23 protein-coding genes are annotated in these 23,811 nt (G+C 58.6%); 10 read left to right on the top strand and 13 right to left on the bottom strand.

What is annotated here, in order from left to right:
* The first annotated feature begins 48 nt into the window (after positions 1–48).
* The 7 genes from ACR0AA_RS11265 (at position 49) to ACR0AA_RS11235 (ending at position 8,025) form a co-directional block, all read left to right on the top strand.
* Positions 49–546 (top strand): class I SAM-dependent methyltransferase, encoded by a 498-nt coding sequence (locus ACR0AA_RS11265; protein WP_480662959.1) that lies wholly within the window; start codon positions 49–51, stop codon positions 544–546.
* Positions 547–563: 17 nt separating this feature from the next.
* Positions 564–1,193, top strand: a complete 630-nt coding sequence (locus ACR0AA_RS11260; RefSeq protein ID WP_480662961.1) for a glutathione S-transferase family protein — start codon at positions 564–566, stop codon at positions 1,191–1,193.
* A gap of 113 nt (positions 1,194–1,306) precedes the next feature.
* Positions 1,307–3,709: a GcvT family protein gene (locus ACR0AA_RS11255; RefSeq protein ID WP_480756084.1), complete on the top strand. Its 2,403-nt coding sequence runs from the start codon at positions 1,307–1,309 to the stop codon at positions 3,707–3,709.
* A gap of 2 nt (positions 3,710–3,711) precedes the next feature.
* A complete protein-coding gene (locus ACR0AA_RS11250; RefSeq protein WP_480756082.1) occupies positions 3,712–5,262 on the top strand; it encodes a trimethylamine methyltransferase family protein in 1,551 nt (516 codons plus the stop codon).
* On the top strand, positions 5,263–5,934 hold the full coding sequence (locus ACR0AA_RS11245) for a TetR/AcrR family transcriptional regulator (RefSeq protein WP_480662967.1): 672 nt from the start codon (positions 5,263–5,265) through the stop codon (positions 5,932–5,934).
* The gene (locus ACR0AA_RS11240; protein ID WP_480756080.1) at positions 5,934–7,238 is read left to right on the top strand and encodes an NAD(P)/FAD-dependent oxidoreductase; all 1,305 of its coding nucleotides are present in this window, start codon (positions 5,934–5,936) and stop codon (positions 7,236–7,238) included. The genes ACR0AA_RS11245 and ACR0AA_RS11240 overlap by 1 nt, the downstream gene beginning before the upstream one ends.
* Before the next feature lie 55 nt (positions 7,239–7,293).
* Positions 7,294–8,025, top strand: a complete 732-nt coding sequence (locus ACR0AA_RS11235; RefSeq protein ID WP_480662971.1) for a hypothetical protein — start codon at positions 7,294–7,296, stop codon at positions 8,023–8,025.
* A gap of 14 nt (positions 8,026–8,039) precedes the next feature.
* On the opposite strand, the gene ACR0AA_RS11230 is transcribed toward ACR0AA_RS11235, so the two are convergent.
* The gene (locus ACR0AA_RS11230; RefSeq protein WP_480663395.1) at positions 8,040–8,399 is read right to left on the bottom strand and encodes a DUF3307 domain-containing protein; all 360 of its coding nucleotides are present in this window, start codon (positions 8,397–8,399) and stop codon (positions 8,040–8,042) included.
* Between the two features lie 244 nt (positions 8,400–8,643).
* Here ACR0AA_RS11230 and ACR0AA_RS11225 point away from each other — a divergent pair, with 244 nt between their 5' ends.
* Positions 8,644–11,640 carry a cyclic nucleotide-binding domain-containing protein gene (locus ACR0AA_RS11225; RefSeq protein WP_480756101.1) on the top strand — a complete coding sequence of 999 codons (2,997 nt, stop codon included), beginning with the start codon at positions 8,644–8,646 and terminating at the stop codon, positions 11,638–11,640.
* A gap of 3 nt (positions 11,641–11,643) precedes the next feature.
* Here ACR0AA_RS11225 and ACR0AA_RS11220 read toward each other — a convergent pair whose 3' ends face one another.
* From ACR0AA_RS11220 to ACR0AA_RS11180, 9 genes are all read right to left on the bottom strand, one after another.
* Positions 11,644–11,985: an ArsR/SmtB family transcription factor gene (locus tag ACR0AA_RS11220; RefSeq protein WP_480662973.1), complete on the bottom strand. Its 342-nt coding sequence runs from the start codon at positions 11,983–11,985 to the stop codon at positions 11,644–11,646.
* 58 nt (positions 11,986–12,043) lie between these two features.
* Positions 12,044–13,276 carry a mandelate racemase/muconate lactonizing enzyme family protein gene (locus ACR0AA_RS11215; RefSeq protein ID WP_480662975.1) on the bottom strand — a complete coding sequence of 411 codons (1,233 nt, stop codon included), beginning with the start codon at positions 13,274–13,276 and terminating at the stop codon, positions 12,044–12,046.
* A 24-nt stretch (positions 13,277–13,300) separates the two neighbouring features.
* Positions 13,301–14,395 (bottom strand): Zn-dependent alcohol dehydrogenase, encoded by a 1,095-nt coding sequence (locus ACR0AA_RS11210; RefSeq protein ID WP_480662977.1) that lies wholly within the window; start codon positions 14,393–14,395, stop codon positions 13,301–13,303.
* A gap of 81 nt (positions 14,396–14,476) precedes the next feature.
* Positions 14,477–15,676: a TCR/Tet family MFS transporter gene (locus ACR0AA_RS11205; protein WP_480756076.1), complete on the bottom strand. Its 1,200-nt coding sequence runs from the start codon at positions 15,674–15,676 to the stop codon at positions 14,477–14,479.
* Positions 15,677–15,743: 67 nt separating this feature from the next.
* Entirely contained in the window at positions 15,744–16,472 is a 729-nt protein-coding gene (locus ACR0AA_RS11200; protein WP_480662981.1) for an alpha/beta fold hydrolase, read from the bottom strand.
* Between the two features lie 12 nt (positions 16,473–16,484).
* Positions 16,485–17,273 carry a 3-oxoadipate enol-lactonase gene (pcaD, locus tag ACR0AA_RS11195; RefSeq protein WP_480662982.1) on the bottom strand — a complete coding sequence of 263 codons (789 nt, stop codon included), beginning with the start codon at positions 17,271–17,273 and terminating at the stop codon, positions 16,485–16,487.
* A gap of 59 nt (positions 17,274–17,332) precedes the next feature.
* Positions 17,333–18,307, bottom strand: a complete 975-nt coding sequence (locus tag ACR0AA_RS11190; RefSeq protein ID WP_480756073.1) for a threonine ammonia-lyase — start codon at positions 18,305–18,307, stop codon at positions 17,333–17,335.
* Positions 18,304–19,131, bottom strand: a complete 828-nt coding sequence (locus ACR0AA_RS11185; protein ID WP_480756070.1) for an alpha/beta fold hydrolase — start codon at positions 19,129–19,131, stop codon at positions 18,304–18,306. The genes ACR0AA_RS11190 and ACR0AA_RS11185 overlap by 4 nt, the downstream gene beginning before the upstream one ends.
* Entirely contained in the window at positions 19,131–19,817 is a 687-nt protein-coding gene (locus ACR0AA_RS11180; protein ID WP_480756069.1) for a haloacid dehalogenase type II, read from the bottom strand. The genes ACR0AA_RS11185 and ACR0AA_RS11180 overlap by 1 nt, the downstream gene beginning before the upstream one ends.
* A gap of 128 nt (positions 19,818–19,945) precedes the next feature.
* Between ACR0AA_RS11180 and ACR0AA_RS11175 the strand changes: the two genes are divergently transcribed.
* Complete coding sequence (locus ACR0AA_RS11175; protein WP_480756067.1) at positions 19,946–20,374, top strand: FKBP-type peptidyl-prolyl cis-trans isomerase; 429 nt, start codon at positions 19,946–19,948, stop codon at positions 20,372–20,374.
* A gap of 263 nt (positions 20,375–20,637) precedes the next feature.
* Here ACR0AA_RS11175 and ACR0AA_RS11170 read toward each other — a convergent pair whose 3' ends face one another.
* Genes ACR0AA_RS11170 through fabA form a run of 3 tightly spaced genes read right to left on the bottom strand, consistent with a single transcriptional unit; the run spans position 20,638 to position 23,205 of the window.
* A complete protein-coding gene (locus ACR0AA_RS11170) occupies positions 20,638–21,429 on the bottom strand; it encodes an enoyl-ACP reductase FabI (protein WP_480756066.1) in 792 nt (263 codons plus the stop codon).
* A gap of 5 nt (positions 21,430–21,434) precedes the next feature.
* Positions 21,435–22,664: a beta-ketoacyl-ACP synthase I gene (gene fabB, locus ACR0AA_RS11165; protein WP_480662990.1), complete on the bottom strand. Its 1,230-nt coding sequence runs from the start codon at positions 22,662–22,664 to the stop codon at positions 21,435–21,437.
* A gap of 31 nt (positions 22,665–22,695) precedes the next feature.
* Complete coding sequence (fabA, locus tag ACR0AA_RS11160; RefSeq protein ID WP_170326986.1) at positions 22,696–23,205, bottom strand: bifunctional 3-hydroxydecanoyl-ACP dehydratase/trans-2-decenoyl-ACP isomerase; 510 nt, start codon at positions 23,203–23,205, stop codon at positions 22,696–22,698.
* Positions 23,206–23,393: 188 nt separating this feature from the next.
* Here fabA and irrA point away from each other — a divergent pair, with 188 nt between their 5' ends.
* A complete protein-coding gene (gene irrA / locus ACR0AA_RS11155) occupies positions 23,394–23,810 on the top strand; it encodes an iron response transcriptional regulator IrrA (protein WP_239335809.1) in 417 nt (138 codons plus the stop codon).
* Position 23,811: the final 1 nt, after the last annotated feature.

Raw genomic sequence — 23,811 nt, 5'->3', positions numbered from 1 at the left:
TGTCGGCCCCAATATTTAAGCTGACAGATATCAAGGAGAGATTTCCCCGTGCCAGACAAGCAAAGCCGCCTGGATCTGTTCATCGACCGCATGGTGTCCCAACGGGCCTGTCTGGATTTCGCCATTGCCCAGACAAAAGGAATGCCCGGACCGGTGTTCGAACTGGGGCTGGGCAATGGACGCACGTACCACCACATGGCGCAGTATATTGACGACCGTCCGGTCTACGTGTTCGAGCGTGCAGTGGCGTCTCATCCGGATTCCACACCGCCCGAGGACAAGGTGATATTGGGGGATGTGCGCGAAACGCTACCGGCTTCGCTGGACCGTTTCGGAGCGACCGCCACTCTGATTCACGCGGACCTTGGCGGCCATGACCGAAAAAAGAACGATGACTTCGCTCGCTTCGTCTCACCGCTGATCGAGCCGCTTTTGGCCGAGGGCGGTTTGATGGTGTCCAGCGACCGGATGTATTTCGACACTTTGACCGAGCTTCCCTTGCCTGACGGGGCTGTGGAAGGGCGCTGTTTCATCTATCGTCGCTAACCGACCAGGAAATCCCGATGCTGTTTTACGATTGCTCCACCGCCCCCAATCCGCGCCGGGCACGCATGTTCATTGCGGAAAAGGGTCTTGAGATCGAAACCCGCGAAATCTCGATCAGCAAGGGTGAGCAACTCAGCGACGAATTTCGCGCCGTCAACCCGAATGCGACAGTCCCGGTCCTGATGACGGACGAGGGCACCATGCTGACCGAGAACCTTGGGATTGCGGCTTATCTTGAGGCCCGCTTCCCCGAGCCGCCTTTGATGGGGCGTACACCCGACGAAAAAGGGCAGGTTCTGATGTGGAACAGCATTGTCGAACAACAAGGCGGCGCGCCTGTGGCCGAGACCTTGCGCAACACGCATCCCGCCTTTGCTGACAGGGCGATTCCCGGTCCGGTGAATCATGCCCAAATTCCGGAATTGGCGCAGCGCGGGTCCGCACGCGTTGGTCATTTCTTCTCTATGCTCGAAAACAGGCTGGCCGAAAGCCCCTATGTCGCGGGCTCTGATTTCACTTTGGCGGACATTTCTACATTTGTCTTCGTGGACTTTGCCCGCGTGATTAAGATGCGGATTCCACAGGAAAACGCGGCCACTCTGGCGTGGTTTGAAAAGGTCGCTTCCCGCCCCAGCGCGCAACTCTGATCGCGGCCTTTTTGATGTCGCATTTTTTGTACGCATAGAACTGTACAGAAATGTCTAGACAGAAGTGAACAGTGCGTCTAGCGTCCTGTGCGAGTCATGCAGGGGAGCGCAGGATGAAGTCTCAGTATCGCGTAGTGGTCATCGGGGGCGGCGTCGTGGGCGCCTCGGTTCTTTATCACCTGGCCAAGTTTGGCTGGTCGGATGTGGTTATGTTGGAGCGGCGGCGTTTGGCGTCGGGATCATCATGGCACGCGGCTGGCGGTATTCATGCGTTGAACGCTGACCCGAACATGGCGTCACTGCAGGCCTACACGATCGACCTGCTCAGCGAGATCGAAAAGGAATCCGGCCAAAATATCGGTTTGCACATGACTGGTGGCTTGACGCTGGCCGGCACGCCGGAACGGTGGGAATGGCTGCAGGCCAATTATCGCATCTTCCAGTCCATCGGGATCGACGACTGTGAACTGCTGACCCCTGAAGAGGCACAGAGACGCTGCCCGATCATGTCGACCGATGGCGTGCTGGGCGCGATGTGGGCCGATCGTGAGGGCTACATCGACACAACCGGCACCGTGCAGGCCTACGCAACGGCCGCCAAGAAGCGCGGCGCTGAGTATTATGAGGAAACCAAAGTCGAGGAACTGATCCAGACTGATGATGGCTGGCAGGTTGTCACCGACAAAGGCACGATCACTTGCGAGCATGTGGTTAACGCTGCGGGCCTTTGGGCCAAGCAGGTTGGGCGTATGGCTGGCGTCGAACTACCGGTTTCGCCACTCAAGCACCACTATTTGATCACAGACGCGGTGCCCGAGGTCGCAGCGGCAGATTTCGAGATGCCGATGACCGTCGACCTCGAAGGGTTCACCTATATGCGGCAGGACCAGAAAGGTGTTCTGGTCGGCATCTATGAGGTCGATCACGAACACTGGGCCATGGACGGCGCGCCGTGGAATTATGGTGAGGAGCTGTTTCAGGAACAGCTCGACCGGATCGAAAATGAACTGACGCTGGGCTTTGAACGCTATCCGTCGATCCAGAATGTCGGGATCAAGACATGGGTCAACGGCGCGTTCACCTTTTCTCCGGATGGGAACCCTCTGGTCGGTCCGGTGCCGGGCAAGCGCGGTTATTGGTCGGCCTGTGCGGTGATGGCCGGGTTCCTGCAAGGGGGCGGCGTTGGCAAAACGCTGGCCGAATGGATGATCCATGGCGAGCCCGAAGCCGACGCTTGGCCGATGGACGTTGCGCGCTATGGCAACTTCGCGCAAAACAAGCGCTACATCCGCGAAACCACAGGCCAGTTCTACTCGCGCCGTTTCGTGATGACTTATCCGAACGAACAACTGCCCGCAGGCCGCCCATTGAAAATGGCCCCGGCGCATGATGCGATGACCGAGGCGGGCTGCAAATGGGGCGTCAGCTGGGATTTGGAAGTCCCGCTCTACTTCGCGCCGAAAGGGTTTGAAGAGACCCCGACGCTGAAACGCTCGAACGCGCATGACATCGTGGCCGAGGAATGCAGGGTGATACGTGAAGGCGCTGGTCTGCTGGATATCTCAGGCTTTTCGCGGTTCGAGGTTTCTGGCCCCAACGCCGAAATCTGGCTGGACAAGGTCATGGCGTCGAAACTGCCCGCGCCGGGGCGGGCGAAACTGGCCCCCATGCTGGGTGAAAACGGACGCCTCAAGGGAGACCTGACCGTTCTGAACTGGGGCGATGGCACCTGGTGGATCATGGGCAGCTACTACCTGCGCGCCTGGCATATGCGGTGGTTTGATGATCACATGATCGATGGCGTCAACGTCCGCGATCTGGGCGAGGAATACTGCGGGTTCGCCGTTGTCGGACCGAAATCGCAGGCCGTGGTCGAGAAACTGGCAGAGCAGGACATTTCGGACCTCAAATTCATGGGCTGCGGTGATTTCGATATCGGCTTGGTCCGCGCGCGTGTCGCCCGCATGTCCGTCACGGGCGAGAAGGGATACGAGATCAACTGCCGCTATGGCGACCACATCAAACTGCGCCGGATGCTGCTGGAGGCGGGTGCTGATGAGGGTATTCGTGAGTGCGGTTTCAACGCGATGCTCTCGACCCGGCTTGAGAAGAGTTTTGGCATCTGGTCGGCGGAATTCACGCAGCTTTATACGCCCGGCATGACCGGGATGGATCGCTGGATCGACTGGGACAAGGACTTTGTCGGCAAAGAGGCTGCAGTCGCCGAGCGTGATGGAAATGGCCCGGCGCAGGTCCAGGTCACGCTTGAGGTGGACGCCGTCGATGCAGACGCCAGCGGATATGAACCTGTGTGGTCGGGTGAGGATCGCGTCGGCTTTGTGACTTCTGGCGGGTATGGCCACTACACCGGAAAATCTCTGGCAATGGCGCTGGTCAATCGCGACAAGGCCGAGCCGGGGACGGAACTCTCGGTCCATGTGGTCGGTGTCGAACGTTCTGCGCGGGTGATTGCACCGTCGCCCTATGACCCGCTGGGCAAGGCGATGAGGGGCTGAGCATGATCGGGCAGACATCCGAACGCGGGCGACGACGGCGCGGGCGAAGTGCCGAAGCTTCCCCCACACCCGGTCGAGACGTGAATTATCGCCAGTTGCGCAATCCCTTTCCTCAGATGGAGGTTTTCCCGGCTGACCAGATCGCGGACATGCATGAAACAGCACTGCGTACCTTGCAGGAGTTGGGGGTCAAATGTCTGCTACCCGAGGCGCGCCGCATCTTCGAGAAAGCGGGCGCGCGTGTGGATGAAGACACCGAGATGGTCTTTATCGGGCGCGATCTAGTCGAGGCCGCCGTTGCCTCGGCCCCCAAGTCGATTGCTTGCCACGCCGGAGCGCGCCGCCGCGACTTTACCTTGGAACTGGGCAGCCTTGTTTTCCAGCCGGGGGCAGGGGCACCGAACGCAACAGATCTGGAACGGGGGCGCCGCCCGGCGACCGGCCAAGACTATCTGGAGTTTCTGAAACTCACCCATCACTTCGACGTCTTTCAGATGATCTCGCCCCAGGTCGAGCCGCAGGATGTGCCGACCCACCTGCGTCACTACTTCACGACGCAGGCGCAGATGGAGTTGACGGACAAGTTCCCGTTCTTCTTCTCGCGCGGGACACCGCAAGTGATGGATTGTTTTGAAATGCTCTCGATCGCGCGCGGTCTCTCGGACGATGAGTTTCAGTCGGGCGCGCATTGCTACACGATCATAAACACAAACAGCCCGCGCACGCTGGATATCCCGATGGCGCAGGGACTGATTGATTTCGCGCGGAATGGTCAGATGTCGATCATCACGCCCTTCACTTTGATGGGCGCAATGGCTCCGATCACGGTGGCGGGTGCAATCACACTCTCACATGCCGAGGCACTGGCGGCACTGACGTTGACCCAACTGGCCAAGCCGGGTGCGCCGGTCTGCTATGGCACGTTCACCAGCAATGTGGACATGAAATCAGGCGCGCCTGCTTTTGGCACCCCATCGCACTTCCAGGCCTCGCTAGCGGCGGGGCAATTGGCGCGGCACTTGGGCCTGCCATGGCGTTCGGCTGCGGGATCGGCCTCGAACATCAACGATGTGCAGGCTGCCAACGAAAACCAGTTCGGTCTTTGGGGCTGTCTCATGGCCGGGGCGACGGTGATCATCCACTCGGCTGGCTGGCTGGAGGGCGGTCTCACCGTCTCATTCGAAAAGATGATCTGCGATGCCGAGGTTCTGAACATGGTAGCCGAGCTTTGTGCTGGGGCACAGGCAGGCACCGCCGAGATCGGGTTTGACACAGCGCTAAGCGAGGTTGAACCCAGCGGGCATTTCTTTGCGTCCAGCCAGACAATGGAGCGATACAACACCGAGTTCTACCAGCCCCACGTGCACGACTATGCCAATTTCGGCACCTGGACGGAACGCGGGTCGGTCGATGCCAATCATCGCGCGACGGGGGTTTGGAAAGGTATTCTGAATGACTTTAAGGCTCCGCCAAGCGACAGCGATCGCATAGGCGCCTTGCAGGAGTTCATTGCCCGTCGTACCGCTGACGGCGGCGCACCGCCGGAGAGTTGAATGAGCACCAAACCTATCCTGCACCGGGATGACCCCGAAGCCGAGCCCTTGGTCGGCAACATCAAGGTCACGCGTGACGATTGGCTGAACGTGGCTATGGATGTGCTGATCTCGGACGGCGTGGACCAGATCAAGGTGCTCAACCTCGCAGAACGGATGGCTGTGTCGCGGTCGTCTTTCTACTGGTACTTCAAATCCCGGCAAGAGTTGCTGGATGCCTTGCTGGCGCGCTGGCAGGCCACCAATACGGCTGCGTTGGTCGCACAGGCTGAGGCTCCGGCAGACACCATCACGGCGGCTGTTTGCAATGTGCATCGCTGCGTGGTGAACACTTCGTTGTTCGATACTGCACTAGATTTTGCCGTGCGCGACTGGGCGCGCAAGTCTGGCAAGGTGCGGCGCGCGCTGGATCAGTCTGATGCGCGCAGGCTTGAGGCGCTGCATGCCATGTTCGCGCGCTATGGCTATTCCGAGTACGAGGCCGAAACCCGCGCGCGCGTGCTGTACTACATGCAGATCGGCTACGATCTGGCGCAGTTGAATGAACCGATGGAGACGCGGATCGCTATGGTTCCGCATTACCTTTTCGTTTTCACCGGGGTTGAGCCCAGGCCCGAAGAAGTCGAAGAATTCAGCGCGTATTCAATGCGCTATTGGAAAGGAGCACCTTAATGAGCCAACCTGACGCAATCATCATCGGAACCGGTGTGATCGGCGCAGCCATCGCCTTTGAAATGGCAAAAGCGGGCTGGAAAACCTTGTCGCTGGACCGCAACAGCCAGGTTGGCCACGGCTCGACTGCCGGGTCCTGTGCGATCATTCGGATGCATTATTCGACATTTGACGGAACCGCCTTTGCGTGGGAGGGTTACCACTATTGGCGCGATTGGGCCGAATATCTGGGCCTGCCGGAAGATGCCAACCTGGCGCAGTTCCGAGAAACCGGCTGCCTGGTGATGAAGACCGAGGCGAACGGCCTGCTGGAAAAGCACATGAAAAACAGTGCCGATCTGGATTGCCCGTTCGAGGAGTGGTCGGTCGACAAAGTCAGTGAGCGATTGCCGATCTACTCGCAGGACAGTTTCGCGCCTGCACGTCGCATGGATGATCCGGAGTTTGGGCAACCGAACGGACGCAAGATGCAGGGCGGTGTATTCTGGCCGCAGGCCGGCTATGTCACCGATCCGGCGCTGTCCGCGCAGAACCTGATGGATGCAGCCAAGCAGCACGGGGCAGAGGTGCGCACCAGCGCCGAGGTGGCCGAAATCCTGACCGATGACGGCCGGGTCTCAGGTGTGAAGCTGGCCTCGGGTGAGGAAATCCGCGCAAAGGTTGTGGTGAACGTCGCTGGCCCTGGTTCCGCCATCATCAATAAAATGGCCGGTGTTCTGGACGACATGACAATCGAGACCCGTCCTCTGCGACAGGAAGTGGCGCACGTTCCCGCGCCCGAAGGGTTCGATTTTGAAAACGACGGCACGATCGTCTCGGACAGCGATATTGCCTGCTACTGCCGCCCCGAACACGGCAACCATATTCTGGTGGGTTCGGAAGATCCGGAATGTGACCCGCATCAATGGTGCGAGGATGACGTGCACTACAACCACGACTTCTCGGATCAGTGGACCACACAGGCCATGCGTTATGCCCAGCGTGTGCCAAGCCTTGGCATCCCATCCAAAACACGTGGGGTCGTTGATCTGTATGACGCGTCGACCGACTGGATCCCGATCTATGACAAATCCAGCCTTCCGGGGTTCTACATGGCCTGCGGCACCAGCGGGAACCAGTACAAGAATGCTCCGATCGCGGGCAAGATGATGACGGCCCTGATCGAGTACTGCGAAGGCGGCGCGGACCACGATGCGCAACCGTTGCAATACGAACTGCCCTATATCGGGCGGTCGATTGATGTTGGGTTTTATTCTCGCAAGCGCCCCATCAACGAGGAAAGCAGTTTTTCCGTTCTGGGCTAGTCTGCGTGCCAAATCGCTCTAACCTCCTGGGGACTGTAAATAGGCAGGACCCAGGATGACCGAGCCAAAAAATCGAGTTCTGATACTTGGAAGCGCCCCGTCCGCTCTGGCCGCGCGTGACTGGGCGCGAGAACCCTTTACCCACGTCGTTGCCATCAATAATGCCTGGCGTATTCGGCAAGATTGGGACGTTCTTATCCACCCCGAAGATTTTCCAACAGGCCACCGCCCAGTTGAAACACGATGTGGCCAGAGGATTGTCGAGGCCGACGAATACGTTCCTTTGCAAAACCAATTCGGTGGATTTGTGTACGCTGGCGGCACCATGGCTTTTACTGCAGGGTATTGGGCGCTGTCCGCGCTTCAGCCCGCCGTGTTGGCCTTTTTCGGCTGCGACATGATCTATCCAAGTTCCGGCCAAACTCATTTCTACGGCCACGGTTCAGCCGATCCTTTGCGGGACGACATTACCTTGCGGTCGCTTGAGGCGAAATCCGCCCGGTTGGCGTTGTTCGGCGCTGCGCAAAACTGCCACGTGGTCCGGTTGTCTCAGGGCGATAGCCGTCTGGTGTACCCGTCTGTCACGCCAGAGAACCTTGTGCCCGCTGAGCTGCCGCCGACCAAAGGCATGCGCGATGTATTGCAGGCCGAAGAGGCGTTGAATTACCTAGTTCCTTCTGGCCGGTACTGGGAAGTGGCGCACAAGTTTGACGCTGCGAAGATCGATCAATTGGACAAGCAATGGCTTGCCGCGTATTGCCCGGTGGCTTTGAAAAATGTCGCGTGATTTTGGGTCGCGGCTCAGGCGGCGAATTTAACCCAAGCCCAAACCATGGCGATATATGTCAGGTTGTGCAGGCACTGATCCAGACCGGCGGCCCGCCAGAAAGCGGCCTGAGTTGGTATTAATTGCTTCTTGTCCGAATAGCTGGCTTTGGCAAAATCGATATTGAAATGTACGATCCATTCCAGCGCGGCAATGATCAAAATAAACGACCAAGGTGCGCTAAAGATCATGAACACGATCACCGACCCGATAACGTGTACGCCAGCATGCTGAGCACGGCCTGCGTGCAAGTACTCACCTCGACCGGACAACATTTTAGGAGTCTGGAGGAAAAAGTCCGCAAACATATGTTTGATCTGCAATAAGCAGAGCATCAATAATACTGCGCCTATGCTGGCAGTCAAAATAGTCCTCCCGATATCGTCCCAATCCAAACTCTAGGCACTAAATTGTAGTAGCGCAAATGAACTTGTTCACACTCGGCGATTATCTGATCAAATTCGAAACTATTTGCGTCTCTTATCCGGATTGCGGTAAATTCAGGGTGTTGGATTTGCGACACTTTCGTCAAGATCGGATCGGTGATCCATAGCAGGGGCAGATTCCATAGAACGTTCAATTTTCCGATTCATTTGGAAGTATTCAAAACGCGACCAGCTGATCCTGTTGGCCGTGACCTCAACGCTGTTTCCTCTGCTCTACCTGACGCTGGAATTACCCAAACGCATCATCAACGATGCGATCGGTGCCACAAGTTCAATTGTGGATGTCTGGGGTTACGACCTGCCGCAGACCACGTTTCTGATCATTCTGTGCGTGGCCTTTCTGGTGGCTGTTTTGGCGCATGGATTGATGAAGATGCGCATCAACACCATGAAAGGTGTGCTGAGCGAGCGGATGCTGCGCCGGTTCCGGTATCAGCTCATCAGCCGAGCGTTGCGTTTTCCGCAGCCTTATTTCGAACGGGTCAGCCAGGGCGAACTTGTGTCGATGGTCACCGCCGAAAGCGAGCCGATGGGCGGGCTGATGGGCGATGCGATCAGCCAGCCAGTATTGCAGGCCGGGCAGATGATCACGATTTTGTCTTTCCTGTTTTTGCAGAGTGTCTGGTTCGGTCTGGCGGCGGTTGCATTGATCCCGCTGCAGGCCTGGCTGATTCCGAAACTGCAACGGCAGATCAACCTGCTGAACAAGAAGCGCATTCAGGAAGTGCGGGTTTTGGCGGCTCAGATCGGTGAGAATGCGGCGGGTGCGTCCACGTTGCGTACGAATGGCGGGTGGCGATATCGCCGCGCAATGATTTCGGATCAGTTGGGCCGTTTGTTCGGTATCCGGTTCGAGATCTATCAGAAAAAGTTCTTTATGAAGTTCCTGAACAACTTCATCTCGCAGCTGACGCCGTTCATGTTTTATCTGGTGGGCGGTCTTCTGGTCCTTCAGGGGTCGGTTTCGCTGGGTGCGCTGGTCGCGGCGTTGGCCGCGTACAAAGACCTGAGTTCGCCGTGGAAGGAGTTGCTGACTTACTACAACCAGACGCAGGACATGGGCTTGCGCTGGGAAGTGGTGACCGAGCGGTTTGCCCCTGCCGGAATGCAGGATGAAAAACTGTTCGAAGGCGAGCCGGAAGATAAGCCCCGGCTGAACGGTGACATTGTTCTGGACCATGTCTCGGTGCGCGATATGGACGGCAATCAGGTGTTGGATGATCTGGATCTGACTTTTCCGGGTGGAAAGACCGTCGGGATCGCCGCCCCGAGCGAGGAAGACCGTCGCGCCGTTGCCGAGTTGCTGACCCGGGAAATCCTGCCCAGCGCTGGCCGGGTCCGGATCGGAGACGCAAACTTGGCAAACCTGCACCAAGGCGTTGTCGCTGCGCGTATCGGATACGCCTCGTCTCGGCCTGTGATGTTTCAGGGCACGCTGGGTGACAACGTAATGATGCCGATGCGCTTCAAGCCGCTGACTAGCGAAACGGACGATCCCGATTTTGCCGAGACGCTGAGGGCAGGAAACAGTTCTGATCCCTTCAAGGCGGATTGGCTGGACCCGTCGACCGCCGGGTTGGAAAGTGCAGTCGCGGTTCGGGACTGGTGGCTGAAGCTGATCGACGGAAAAGGCTCTGGGATGGCGTTGTTCCAGCGCGGCGCCGAGCAGGCGTTCGACAGTGCAGAACACCCGGAACTGGCGCACAAGTTGGTCGAACTGCGCCCATTGGTTCAACAGGCCGTCAAAAAGGCGGGTTTGGATCAGCAAGCGTTTGTCTTTGAACGCAACACCTACAACCCCGCTTTGCCGGTTGCCGAGAACCTGTTGTTTGCCACGCCCAAAGTGCCCGTGACGCAGGAACTCTTGGCGCGCCAGACCGTTTTTCTGGGTCAGCTCCGCGAGTTTGGGCTGGATGAGACACTGATCAGCCTGACCCGCGACGTGATTGAGATGTTGCGTCAGATTTTTGGTCTGGATGGCACCGACCATCCGCTGTTCCGTAAGCTTGGACTTGAAGCGCAGACCTATGAGGCCGCCGTCGAACTCGTCGAGAAAACCCGGAACGAAGGAGTCTCGGGTCTCAACGATGAACAACTGGCCAACCTGCTGGCTGTCCCGTTCGTGATTTCGGCTGAACAGATTGGTCCGGCTTTCACGGGCGATCTCAAAGACCGCATCCTCGAACTACGGCACAGCCATTCCGAAAAACTGCTTGAACGGTTACTGGATGTCTTTGTGCCACTGGATGAGACGAAGTTCGCGCCCGGACTGACCGTTCTGGAAAACGCACTTTTCGGAAAGGTCAGCAAGATCGGCGGTGCGCGGTCAGACGAGGTGCGCAAGCTGATTGTCGACGTTCTGAACGAGAACGGAGCCCGTCCGCTGGTGGTCGAGCTGATCTTCGACGTCCCGGTCGCACTTGGGGGCCAGAACCTGCCGGCGGTGTTTGCCGAACCACTGTCTTTTACGCGCGCGACGATCAAGAAACCGGACATCCTGATCCTCGAGGATGCGCTGGCAAGCTACGATATGAAATCCAAGGTGGCCGTGTACAAAAACCTGCGCGCCCTGTTGCCGGACACGACCGTGATCTACCTGAATGACCAGTTCGAAACCCCGGATGTATTCGACATGTATGTCGAAATCAGGCAAGGTCGTGTGGTCTCGGACGAAGGGCCTGCGGACGTGGAAGAAGATAGTGCCGCCTCAGCCGATCTCGCGCGCAAGCTGCGCGCGCTGGAGCAGACCCCGCTGTTTTCCGGTCTGGACCGTCGACAGCTGCGCCTGCTGGCATTTGGTGCGCGCTGGTTCGATGCGCAACCGGGCGAAGTGGTCTTCCTGAAAGACGACCAGCCGACCGATGGTGCCTATGTCGTGCTGGAGGGGGAAGCCGGGCTTTATCTTCCGCAGCCCGATGGTGAGGATCAGTTGATTGCCACAGTCGGGTCCGGTGCCCTGGTCGGTGAGTTGGGTTTGATCCGCAAGGAACCCCGCGCCCTGAGCATGATCGCCGAAACGGAACTGTCCTGTCTGCGCATCGGAGAGGAAGAGTTCCTGGCCGTTGTCGAAAACGATGCCGCAACGGCGTTCAAGCTATTGCAGGTGATTGCGGGTTACGTGTCGAATTAGGGGTTATTCCCCGTCCGGTTTGCAAAACATTTCATACAGGACCGCGATGACCTGCGCCGCGCCGTTGTTGCTCAGCGAGTAGTAGATGGATTTTCCGTCCCGGCGCGTCGTAACAATCTTCTCGGCGCGCAAACGAGCAAGCATCTGGCTGACTGCGGCCTGGCGAATCCGCAGCAGGGCCTCCAGCTCACTGACTGACTTTTCTCCGTCGGCCAGATGACACAGGATCATTAGCCGCCCCTCATGCGCGAAGTTTTTCAGAAACGCAGACGCCCGGGCAGCGCTAGCCTGCAAATCTGACAGCGCCTTTTCTGTTTGCCGGGTTTCGTCGTCTTTAAGTGTCACACGTGACCTGTCCAACATCTTGTGGTTGGGTCAATGTGCCTCAAGAACCCCTCGGTTGTCACCCCTCGGTTGCCGGTGCGCCCCCTTGAAAGGCATTTCCGTCAACATAGTCACACGGTTCTTCCTGCATTTGCAGGTGCAGTTCGTTGCCTGTGTATGGGTGAGCGCGGGCAAGGTCTTCGTTCACCTCAATGCCAAGTCCGGGTGCAGCGGGGGCCAAGACGAACCCGCTTTCGACACGCAATGAACTGTTGATGAGTTGATCGTGAAATGGTGTTTCGATGGTCTCAAGCAGCAAAAGGTTGGGGATGGACGCGGCGAGATGGATATTCGCGGCCCATTCAACCGGACCAGCATACAGGTGCGGTGCCATCTGGGCATTGAAAATCTCGGCCATGGCGGCAACCTTTTTCATTTCCCAGATGCCGCCTGCGCGACCCAGCGCAGGTTGAAGAATTTCGGCTGCCCCTGCGCGCAAAACGGCACCAAATTCAGCTTTGGTTGTCATACGTTCACCAGTTGCGACCGGAATTCGAACGTTACGTGCGACGCGGGCCATGTCCTCGATCATGTCCGGCGGTGTGGGCTCTTCGAACCACAGTGGCGAGTAGGGTTCCAGCGCCTGACCCAGACGGATGGCTCCAGCGGTGTTGAATTGCCCGTGGGTTCCGAACAGCAAATCCGCTTTGTCCCCGACGGCCTCGCGGATGGCTTTGCAGAACGCCACGGACATCGAGATATCGGACATCGCTGGCATGTGCCCGCCTCGCACCGTGTAGGGGCCTGCCGGGTCGAATTTGACTGCAGTGAAGCCGCGGCGCACCATTTCTGCGGCGCATTCTCCGGCTTGCTCAGGCGATGTCCAGAAGTCATTCAGATTATGCTGGGGCAGCGGGTAGAGGTACGTGTAGGCCCGAATGCGTTCGTTCATCAGCCCCCCCAACAGGGCATAGACCGGGCGGTCACGGTCTTTGCCCAGAATGTCCCAGCAGGCGATTTCCAACCCGGAAAATGCGCCCATGACCGTCAGATCGGGACGCTGGGTAAAGCCGCTGGAATAGGCACGCCGGAACATCAGCTCGATATTCTCGGGATTCTCGCCCAGCATGTGACGTTCGAAAACGTCCCGGATTACATGGCGCATGGCTTCGGGCCCGACAGAGGACGCATAACATTCGCCCCAGCCGGAGATCCCTGTATCGGTCGTGACTTTGACCAGTATCCAATACCGCCCGCCCCACCCGGGCGCAGGCGGGGCTGTGACGATGATATCGAGGTCTTGCAGCTTCATCAGATTTTCTCCCGCCTTATGAGGTTAATCTCTGTCAAATATGATGACGTTGCGCTTGGCCGAGCCGGTTTTGGTGTCCTTGATCGCTTCATTGATCTGCGACAACGACCACCGGCCTGAGATCAGCTCGTCCAGTTTCAGACGGCCTTGTTCATAGAGATCAATCATCCACGGGATATCGCGCTGGATGACAACATCTCCCATTTTCGACCCGATCAACCCTTGTCCTAATGCAGCCAGCACTACCGGCTCGTAACTCGCCATGTCCCCGGAATGTGGCATTCCGATCATGATCGCCTTGCCGCCCCGACCCAAGTAGCGAGGGGCTTGATCATAAGCCGGGATAGCCCCGACGGTGATCAAAACTGCGTCTGCCCCGCGCCCGCCGAGGGCCTTGTAGGCATCTTTCCAGGGGGCTTCCTGATCGGCCAAAACGCCGTGGGTCGCACCGAATTCCTTGGCGATGGCCAATTTCTCTTCGGTCATGTCCACGGCCACGATCCGGCGCGCACCTGCGATGCGTGCGCCTTGGATCGCGTTCAACCCCACACCGCCGGCACCGATCACCACAACATCCTGACCGGGACGCAGTTCAGCGGCGTTTACGGCCGCGCCCACGCCGGTGATCACGCCACAGGACAAGAGGCTGGCCACGTCTTTGGGCATGTCATGCGGAATCTTCACGATTTGCCGATGGCTGACCACAACCTTTTCGGCGAATGCCCCGCAGGCCATGGCCTGTTCCAGCGGGCTGCCGTCTTCGGTCCGCAAGGGGCCTTTGACGGTATCGTAAGGCGTTTCGCAAATGGTTGGTTTTCCCCCGGCACATGAGGGGCAGGACCCGCACGCCCGGATCAGGGTAACGACGACCGCGTCGCCGACCTGGAAATCTCCGGTCGAGCCTCCGACGGCGGTGATTATCCCTGCGGCTTCGTGCCCGTAAACGGCTGGAAGAAACCCGCCCCAGGCACCGCTGGCGTACGAGATGTCGGAATGGCAGATCGCCACCGCATCCAGTGTCACTTCTACCTCACCCGTATTGGGAGGCGCGATTTGAACGTCTTCGATGATCAGAGGTTCACCGAACGCGCGGCAGACGGCGGCTTTAATGGTTTGCATGTGTTCCCTCACTCCCTTTCGGCCACGGTGGCGCGGTTGAGAGGGTACTGCAATACGGAATCCGCCAAAGCGATGTCGCTGTTACGCTATGACCCTACGTGAGCGCAAAAACAGTGAAAGGCCGAAGATCATCAAAACCAGTGCCAGCAGGAAGGGGGCACCCGGCAGGTAGATTGGCGCGTCCGGTTTGATGAACTGCGCAAACACGGTGGTCATCAGAAGCGGAGAAATGACCATCGACAAGGCGTGAAGCGAGGTTAGAACGCCCTGCAATTCCCCCTGCTGCGAGTCCGGTGTCGCGCGAGACATCAAGGCTTGCAGGGCCGGTGTCACCACGGCTCCGATTGCGGTGATCGGGATTAGCATCAATGCGATGAAACCGTTGGTCAGGAACCCCAGCAACAGGAAGCTGAAGATCTCGAAGCCCATGCCGTAGATGATGGTCACACGCTCGCCGAGGTATTTGGTGGCCGGGCGGATCAGCCCGCCCTGTACTGCGGCCATACCGATCCCATAGACGCCCAACGACAGGCCGATCATTTGCGGGGACCAGCCGAACCGTTCGGTCGTAAAGTAAGCCCAGATGGCGGGGTAGACGTAGATCGAGACGGAATACAGAAGATAGACCCACAGCATCGGTCGAATGCCGGGCAGTGCCGCGATGGCGCGTAACGAGTTCACCGGATTGGCTCGGCGCAAGTTAAAAACCCGTCTGGTTTTGTCCGTGACGGTCTCGGGCATGACAAACAAGCCTATGAGGAAAGCCAGGGCAGATAATGCCGCCGCAGCCCAGAACGGCGCGCGCGTGCCGTATTCGCTGAGCAATCCGCCGACGACCGGTCCCAACACAAATCCGACCCCGAACGCTGCGCCCAACAAGCCAAAATTGGCGGCCTTTTCATGGGGTTTTGACACATCAGCCATGAATGCCGCCGCTGTCGCGTGCGTGGCCGCCGTGATACCGCCAACGATGCGTCCGGCCAAAAGCAGCCAGATACTGCCAGCCAGCGCCATCACAACGTAATCCAGAGACATAACGAACAGCGACACCAACAGCACAACCCGTCGCCCATACGCGTCCGACAGGTTCCCCAAAATTGGCCCAAACACGAACTGCATCGCCGCGAATGCCGTGCTGAGAATCCCACCCCAGATCGCGGCGGAGGCCAACGTGCCGCCCTGAACCTCGACGATCAGTTCCGGCATGATGGGCAGCACCAAACCGATGCCCATGGCGTCGATCATGACTGTGAGAAGGACGAAGAAAAAGGGCAGTCGCATTGGAACCGGGAGGATGACAATCTGGCCGGACCTTAACCGCAGTCGATGCGAGTGGAAAGAGACCCGCTCAGACCCGCGATGTAGGCAATGCCTTCCCGATATTGTCCAACAATTCAGCCAGCTTTTGCGGCTGGGCAAAGAACGGCGAATGCGAGGTGCCAATTGTTAGGCGCATGCCCTCGGGGGCGCAATGACTCATCTGTTCCTGATACTCGGTCGGGATCGTCCGGTCATCCGTTGTGCGGATGTACGCTTTGGAAACCTTTTCGAACTTTTCAGTCACGGGCAGGGGGGTATCCTGTGGCGAGATGGCTTGCGGACACAGCCGCGCCAGCGCGTAGGGTACGGTTTCCGGCGGGCAATCGTGATAAAAGAGGTCATGCACCCTGTCTGGCTTGACCGTGTAGGACAGCCCGTCCGAGGATTTCTCGACCGCATCGTGGATTGTCTGGCGAGGCGACAGTTTTCGCATCTCTACCATCGACAACCCATCACGTGGGACATAGGCGGCCAGGTAAATCAGCGCACGCATGGCGTCGGGTGCAGCCTCGGCTGCGGCACTGACCGGATATCCACCCCACGAATGCCCGACGACAATTGTCTGAGGCTTTGTCGCCGACAGAATTGTATCGCGGCAGCTATCCAACGTCACATCGGCAATGGGGGTCGGGTCGGAACCATGGCTGGGCAAGTCTATTGCGCGAACGTTATGCCCAAGTGACTCCAGCGCAGGGATGAGGTCTCGCCAACACCACGCGCCATGACAGGATCCGTGGACTAACAGATAATCCGCCAAACCATTGCTCCTTCAAATGTGGCCGATGTCGGTCAGGAAACTCTGCAGCAACGCCGCATACTCTGCCGGTTGTTCGACACAAGGCAAGTGCCCGGCGCGTCGCATCAGTTCGAACCGGGATCCGGGGATAAGCTCAACGGTTTCCCTTACCAGATCTGGCGGAGTCGAGCCGTCCTCGCTGCCGGCGATACCCAGTGTGGGTAGCCGCAGACCGCTGGTCGGCGTGTAAAAATCCGTACCCGAGATCGCCGCACAGCAGCCCAGGTACCCGTCCACCGGCTGACGAACCATCATGTTGCGCCACAGCAGGTGGTCTGGCGAGGTGCGAAATTTTTTCGAGAACCAGCGGTCCATGGTTGCGTCGGCCAAAGCCTCGATCCCGCCCTTGCGTACCGCATCCATGCGGTCCTGCCAGATCGAGGGAATGCCGATCTTGGCCGCGGTGTTGGACAGTACGAGGCCGCGTATCTGATCCAGACGCTTTACTGCCAGCCCCTGCCCAATCAGCCCGCCGATCGAAAGACCGACGAACACGCAATCCCGAACCTCAAGGTGATCCAGCAAGCTCTCGGCATCCTTGACCAACGCACCCATCGAATAGGGGGCAGGAGGTTGCGACGACAGGCCATGTCCCCGCTTGTCATAGCGTATAATGCGCAGGCCGCCCGGTAGGTGCGGCAGCATATCGTCCCAAAGACGAAGGTCGGTTCCCAACGAGTTTGCAAACACTATCGGCGCGCCATCCGGATCACCGTCGATCCGATAGTGGATTTGCACCTCTCCGAGGTCTGCGATCTGCATGACTCAATCCCCTGTCGTCATATGCATTGGTGTCAGTTTGCCCCAGTCCGATTAAATTGTCAGGTCAGGAAACCCAGCGCTTTTGCAAAGACTTCGGGGTCAGCGTTGCCCCCCGAAGCCACCACGATCACCGTGTCGCCCTCGATTTCGTCCGCCCGATACAGGGCCGATGCAAGCGACACCGCGCCGCCCGGTTCCAGTACGATCTTTAGACGCAAAAAGGCCTGCGCCATCGCGCGCATGGCTTCGTCCTCGGACACCGACAGGCCTGGGCCGCAGAGCCGGTTCAGGATCGGAAAGGTGATCTGGCCCGGCTGCGGTGTCAGGATCGCATCGCAGATATTGCCAGCGGTGGCGTTGTTGCTTTGAATATGACCGGTCGCGAGGGAGCGTTTGACGTCTTCGAACCCTTCGGGCTCGCACGGGCGGGTCCGCAGACCCGGCGCGTGACCATCCAGTGCCAGCGCGATACCAGAAGTCAGCCCACCGCCGCCACAGCACACCAGTACATCGGCTTCATCGACGCCCAATTCCGCCGCCTGCCGCGCAAGCTCCAGTCCCACAGTGCCCTGACCTGCAATGACCTGAGGTTCATCGTACGGGCGGATCAAGGTCAGCCCGCGCTCGGTTGCCAGTGTTTCGCCAATATCCTCACGGCTTTCGTTTGCGCGGTCATAAAGGACAACTTCACCACCCAGCGCGCGTGTGTTGTCGATCTTCAACTGGGGGGCATCGGAGGGCATGATGATCACCGACGAAATCCCGTGCTGAGCTGCCGCATACGCCACACCCTGCGCGTGATTGCCCGAGGAATAAGCGATCACGCCACGCTGACGGTCTCCATCGCTCAAGGCTGAAATAGCCGACCATGCACCGCGGAACTTGAAGCTGCTAGTGTGTTGAAGGCACTCGGGTTTGACCAGCACGCGTCGGCCTGCGATTTCATCCAGAAAGGGTGAGCTCAGAATTGGTGTTTCCCGAACATGTCCTCTGAGCCGCCCGGCGGCGGCCTCGATCATTTCAAGTGTGCTCATACGGCGTTCAGTACCTTGCGAATAAGTTCAAGCGATTGCGGCTCGTCCAGAAACGGGGCGTGGCCACGATCCGGGATCTCTTCTGAGATAAGGCCGGGGTGGCGGTCGTGCATCTCTGTCAGCGTTTCTTTGCCCAGAATGTCAGAGTTTTCACCTCGAATGACCCCTGTCGGAATGTCCTGCAACGCTTCAAATAGCGGCCATAGGTCTGGTGCAGCCCCGGCAGATGCCTGTTCCAAAAGCGCTGTGCGCAAAGCGGGATCATAGCGCAGCGTAAGGCCGTCCGAGGTCTCTTCAAACTGTATCTCGGCCTGCTGTCGCCAACGTTCCAGTGATACGCCGGGGAAATGGGGTTCCATGACATGCTGCAGCGCCTGTGCCGCTTGGTCGTAAGTTCCGGATACGGGCTGTTTGCCGACATATTCCATGATCTTGGCGATGCCCGACGGGTCCAAGACCGGGCCGACATCGTTCAGAACCACGCTCGACAACCGTTCCGGGTGGCTTGCCGCCAGCGCCATGGCGATCAGTCCGCCGCGTGATGTGCCGATGACGGTCACGCGGTCCAGGCCAAGGTGGTCCAACAACTCAATCGCGTCATGCGATTCGCGAATGACGTTGTAGTTCATATAGTCGGGGTCATGGTCCGATTGCCCGCGCCCCCGGTAATCCATCGCGATCATCCGCATATCGGCCAGGTGAGGCGCGAGAAACGAAAAGTCCCTGCTATTCCGGGTCAAACCCGCAAGACACAGCACCGGCGCCCCGGCTCCGGTGTCCTCGAAGTAAATACGTCTGTCGTCAGACGTTGTGAAAAAAGCCATTAGAGTCCAGCCAGTTGAGGAATGCTCGTCAGGTCGGACAGTACATGTGCAGGCCTCCATGGCAAGCGGTCCATCGGTTCCCCTGCGCGATTCACCCAAGCCGTAACAAAGCCATACCCGCTGGCCCCGGCCGCATCCCAGCCATTCGAGCTGACGAACAGGACTTCATCACGGGCGCAACCGAACCTGTCCTGTACAAGGTCGTAAACACGTGAATCCGGTTTGAAGATGCCGACGCTCTCGACAGACAGAACATCGTCCAGAGCATCGCCTATGCCCGCCGATTGGACGGCACCGTCCAACATCGGAGGTGATCCGTTCGACAATATTGCCGTTTGCAACCCGCCTGCTTTGAGTGCACGCAGCATGTCCGGGACTTCGGCGTAGGCCTGCAATTCCCAATAGAGATCCAGCAACCGTTGCCGCAGCGTCGCATCTCCGTCCAGCCCCGTGGCCTCAAGCGCCCAATCCAGCCCGTCCTGAGTGACGTCCCAGAAATCCGCATGCGCGTCCGTAACCGCGCGCAGCCAGGTGTATTGCAACTGCTTAAGGCGCCAGTGGTTGGCCAATTCGGGCCATTTCTCCTGAAGGGCGTCAAAACCCGGTTCCCCCGCCGCCTGCCGCGCGGCAGCCGCCACGTCGAACAAAGTTCCATAGGCATCAAAAACGCAGGTCGTGATCGGCATCAGGTTCCCTCCCATCCATCCGGGGCAGGTTTGCACAACAACAAAAGCCATAAAAGAGGTCAGGGTTTACAATGTCGTGTTACACCCTAGGCTTGGCCGCTCACACTTTACAGAGGCCGGAGGCCAGCATGACCGAAATCAAACAAGGCGACACGGTTCGCATCCACTACACAGGAACGTTGCTGGATGGGAACGTCTTTGACAGTTCCGAAGGACGTGATCCGCTGGAATTTGTCGTAGGATCTGGCCAGATTATCCCCGGTTTGGATTCGGCGATGCCGGGCTTGAACGTGGGTGACAAGAAACGGGTCGAGATCGCCTGCGTCGATGCCTATGGCCCGATCAATCCTGCGGCGCGCCAGCAAATCCCGCGTGAGGGTATTCCGGATGACATTCCGCTGGACCCGGGCACCCAATTGCAAATGCAGACCCCGGACGGGCAGGCCCTGCCTGTGACAGTTGTCGACTCTGACGAAGCGACCGTAACGCTTGATGCAAATCACCCGTTGGCCGGGCAGGACCTGATTTTTGACATTGAGGTTGTCTCGGTGAATTAACCGAATGCCCACAGCACCGGATCAGCCCGAAATTAGGCTGATCCAGGATTCTACGGTCGCACGTATATGCGGTTGCGTGAAAAACACGAACAGCATCAGTAGAGTGGTTAGTGCCAAGAGGGCGACGCGCCCACGCAAGCCCAGAAAACCGGACCTGCGTCGCGACCGGGCGCTGCTTGCTAGAATGTGATCGGCTTTGCTCATGCCGATATCCCTGCCCGCGAAAGATGGTCAAATCTTGGCACCGGCAGGGAAAGATCGGGTCACATATGATCGGGCTGCGGCATGCCCAGAATGTGGAAGCCGCCATCGACGCGGATGATCTCGCCCGAGGTGCAGGCGCCCGCATCTGACGTAAGGTAAACTGCGGTGCCACCAACGGCCTCAAGCGTCGCGTTCGAGCGCATGGGCGCGTTCTGATCGCAGAATTTGTAGGTCTTGCGCGCACCGCCGATCGCCGCGCCGGCCAGCGTCTTCATCGGGCCGGGCGAGATTGCGTTCACACGGATGCCTTCGGGGCCAAGATCATTGGCAAGATAACGGGTTGCCGATTCCAGCGCAGCCTTGGCCACACCCATCACGTTGTAGTTCGGCACAACCTTGTTCGATCCCTGATAGGTCAGGGTCAGCAGCGTGCCGCCATTCTCTTTCATCAGTGGGTAGGCGCGGCGCGCGACTTCGATGAAAGAATAGGCTGACACGTCCAGCGAGTGCTTGAAGTTGGCTCGCGTGGTGTTCAGGAACCGGCCCGTCAGTTCGGACTTGTCCGAATAGGCGATGGCGTGGACCACGAAGTCAATTGTCGGCCAGCGCGCGCCAAGCTCTTCGAATGCGCGGTCCAGCGACTCGTCATCCGTGACATCCGCGTCCACCATGAAATCACTGCCCAGGCTTTGTGCCAGCGGCTCCAGCCGTTTGCCGAACGCTTCGCCCTGATAGGTGAATGCCAGCTCGGCGCCGGCCTCGTGCATGGCCTTGGCGATACCCCAAGCAATGGAACGGTCGTTCGCCACGCCCATGATCAGGCCGCGTTTGCCCTTAAGAAGATCTGACATCATACTCACCCGTTATACTTCGACAGAACCATGGAACCGTTCGTGCCGCCAAAGCCGAAGCTGTTGGTCATGACACTGTCCAGTCCTGCGTTTTCAACAACTTGTGTTGCAATTTCACCGGGCAGGATGCCTTCGGCAAGAGTGTCGACGTTAATCGACGGCGTAATGAAGTCATGGTGCAACATCAGCAGGCAGAAAATTGCCTCCAAAGCACCAGCCGCGCCCTGTGCGTGGCCAGTCATCGACTTGGTCGAGGAAATCGGGGGCACGTTGCCTTCACCAAAGATGCGGCGGACGGCCTCTACCTCGCCAACGTCACCGACCGGGGTCGAGGTCCCGTGGGCGTTGATGTAGCCGACCTTGCGGCCTTCGGGCACGGTCGACAGGGCCAGACGCATTGCGCGTTCGCCGCCTTCGCCGGACGGTGCGACCATGTCGTGGCCATCCGAGGTGGCCGCATAGCCGGTCACTTCCGCGTAAATTTTTGCACCGCGGGCCCGCGCGTGTTCCAGATCCTCAAGAACGACGATCCCACCGCCGCCCGAGATCACGAACCCATCGCGATTCTGGTCGAACGCGCGGGATGCCTTTTCCGGAGTGTCATTGTACTTGGACGACATCGCACCCATCGCGTCGAACAGGCAGGAGAGCGTCCAGTCCAACTCTTCTCCGCCACCTGCGAACATGACGTCCTGCTTGCCCAGCATGATCTGCTCGGCAGCGTTGCCGATGCAATGCAGCGAGGTCGAGCAAGCCGAAGTGATCGAGTAGTTGATGCCCTTGATCTTGAACGCGGTTGCCAGGTTAGCCGAAATCGTCGAACACATGCATTTCGGAACAGCAAACGGCCCGATACGCTTGGTTGCGCCGGTCTTAAGAACGGTCTGGTGCGCAGTTAGCATGGCGCTGGTCGAGGGACCACCGGAACCGGCAACCAACCCGGTGCGTGGGTTCACAACCTGATCTTCAGTCAAGCCAGCATCCGCAATCGCCTGGCTCATGGCGATGTGCGCATAAGCGGCACCGGGGCCCATGAAGCGCAGGGTCCGCTTGTCCACATGCTCGGTCACATCGATTTTCAGCGTACCGGCGATCTGGCTGCGAAAGCCATGTTCGACCATCTGTTCATTGGCTTCGATGCCGGACTTTCCGGCCTTAAGCGAGGCCAGAACCTCTTCGGCATTGTTCCCGATGGAGGAGACAACCCCCAGACCGGTGACAACTACTCGACGCATGTGCGTGCTCCTTATTTCAGGCCGGTCCGGCTTAGGCTTCGGACAGAACGACTTTCATGTCTTTGACGTCGTAAATCATTTCGCCGTCCGCTTCGACGATACCATCCGCCACACCCATGGTCAGGCGGCGGGTCTGGATCGCCTTTTTAAAATCGATTTTATAGGTCAGCATCTTGCGGTCCGGACGCACCATGCCGGTCAGTTTGACTTCACCAACCCCCACGGCCATGCCGCGCCCCTGCCAACCACGCCAGCCCAGATTAAAGCCGGTCAGCTGCCAAAGACCATCCAGTCCCAAACAGCCAGGCATAATCGGGTTGCCAGGGAAGTGGCAGTCAAAGAACCACAGGTCAGGCGTGATGTCGAATTCGGCCAGAACATGGCCTTTTCCATGTGCGCCACCATCGGCCGAGATGTCGGTAATCCGGTCCATCATCAGCATCGGCGGAGCAGGCAACTGCGCATTACCGGGGCCGAATAATTCGCCACGCGCGCATTTCAGCAGATCGTCCTTGTCAAAGCTGCTCGGGAATTGGGCCATTCTGCCGCCTCTCCTGCCAGGGGTCCGTTCGTTATATCTGGCCTCGTCTAGCACCCGTATGCAAGGTCCTGCAAGAGCACCGCGCCACATCCTGTTGTGCAGACGACATTCTTTGCGAATGAATTTCATTTGAAATTACCCGAACAGAGCACTTATATATGGTTCAGCAACAATTGGGTTTCGGATTAATGACACCTCAGAGCCAGAACATAGCCACGGATTGGTTGGTTGACGCCGGGTTACGCCCTACGCGCCAACGTGTTGCATTGGCCGAGCTTCTGGTCGGCGACGGGCGTCACCGGCACGTCACGGCTGAAAGCCTGTTCGAAGCTGCCAAAAAGAACGGCGACGCGGTCTCGTTGGCGACGGTGTACAATACGTTGCGTGCGTTTTGCGATGCGGGCGTTCTGCAGGAAATCACAGTTGATGGCTCGAAGAGTTACTTCGACACCAATACCCACGATCACCCCCATTTCTACTGGGAAGACGAAAGCCGGCTGAGCGATGCGCCGTCGGATCAATTGGTGATTCAGCGCCTTCCAGAAGCGCCCGAAGGCGTCGAGATCGCGTCCGTCGACGTTGTGATCCGTCTGCGGAAAAAGTAAA

It is taken from the genome of Ruegeria sp. CE8, assembly GCF_056537465.1.
Note: the sequence above shows the minus strand (reverse complement) of the source record. Positions and strands in the feature narration are given on the sequence as shown.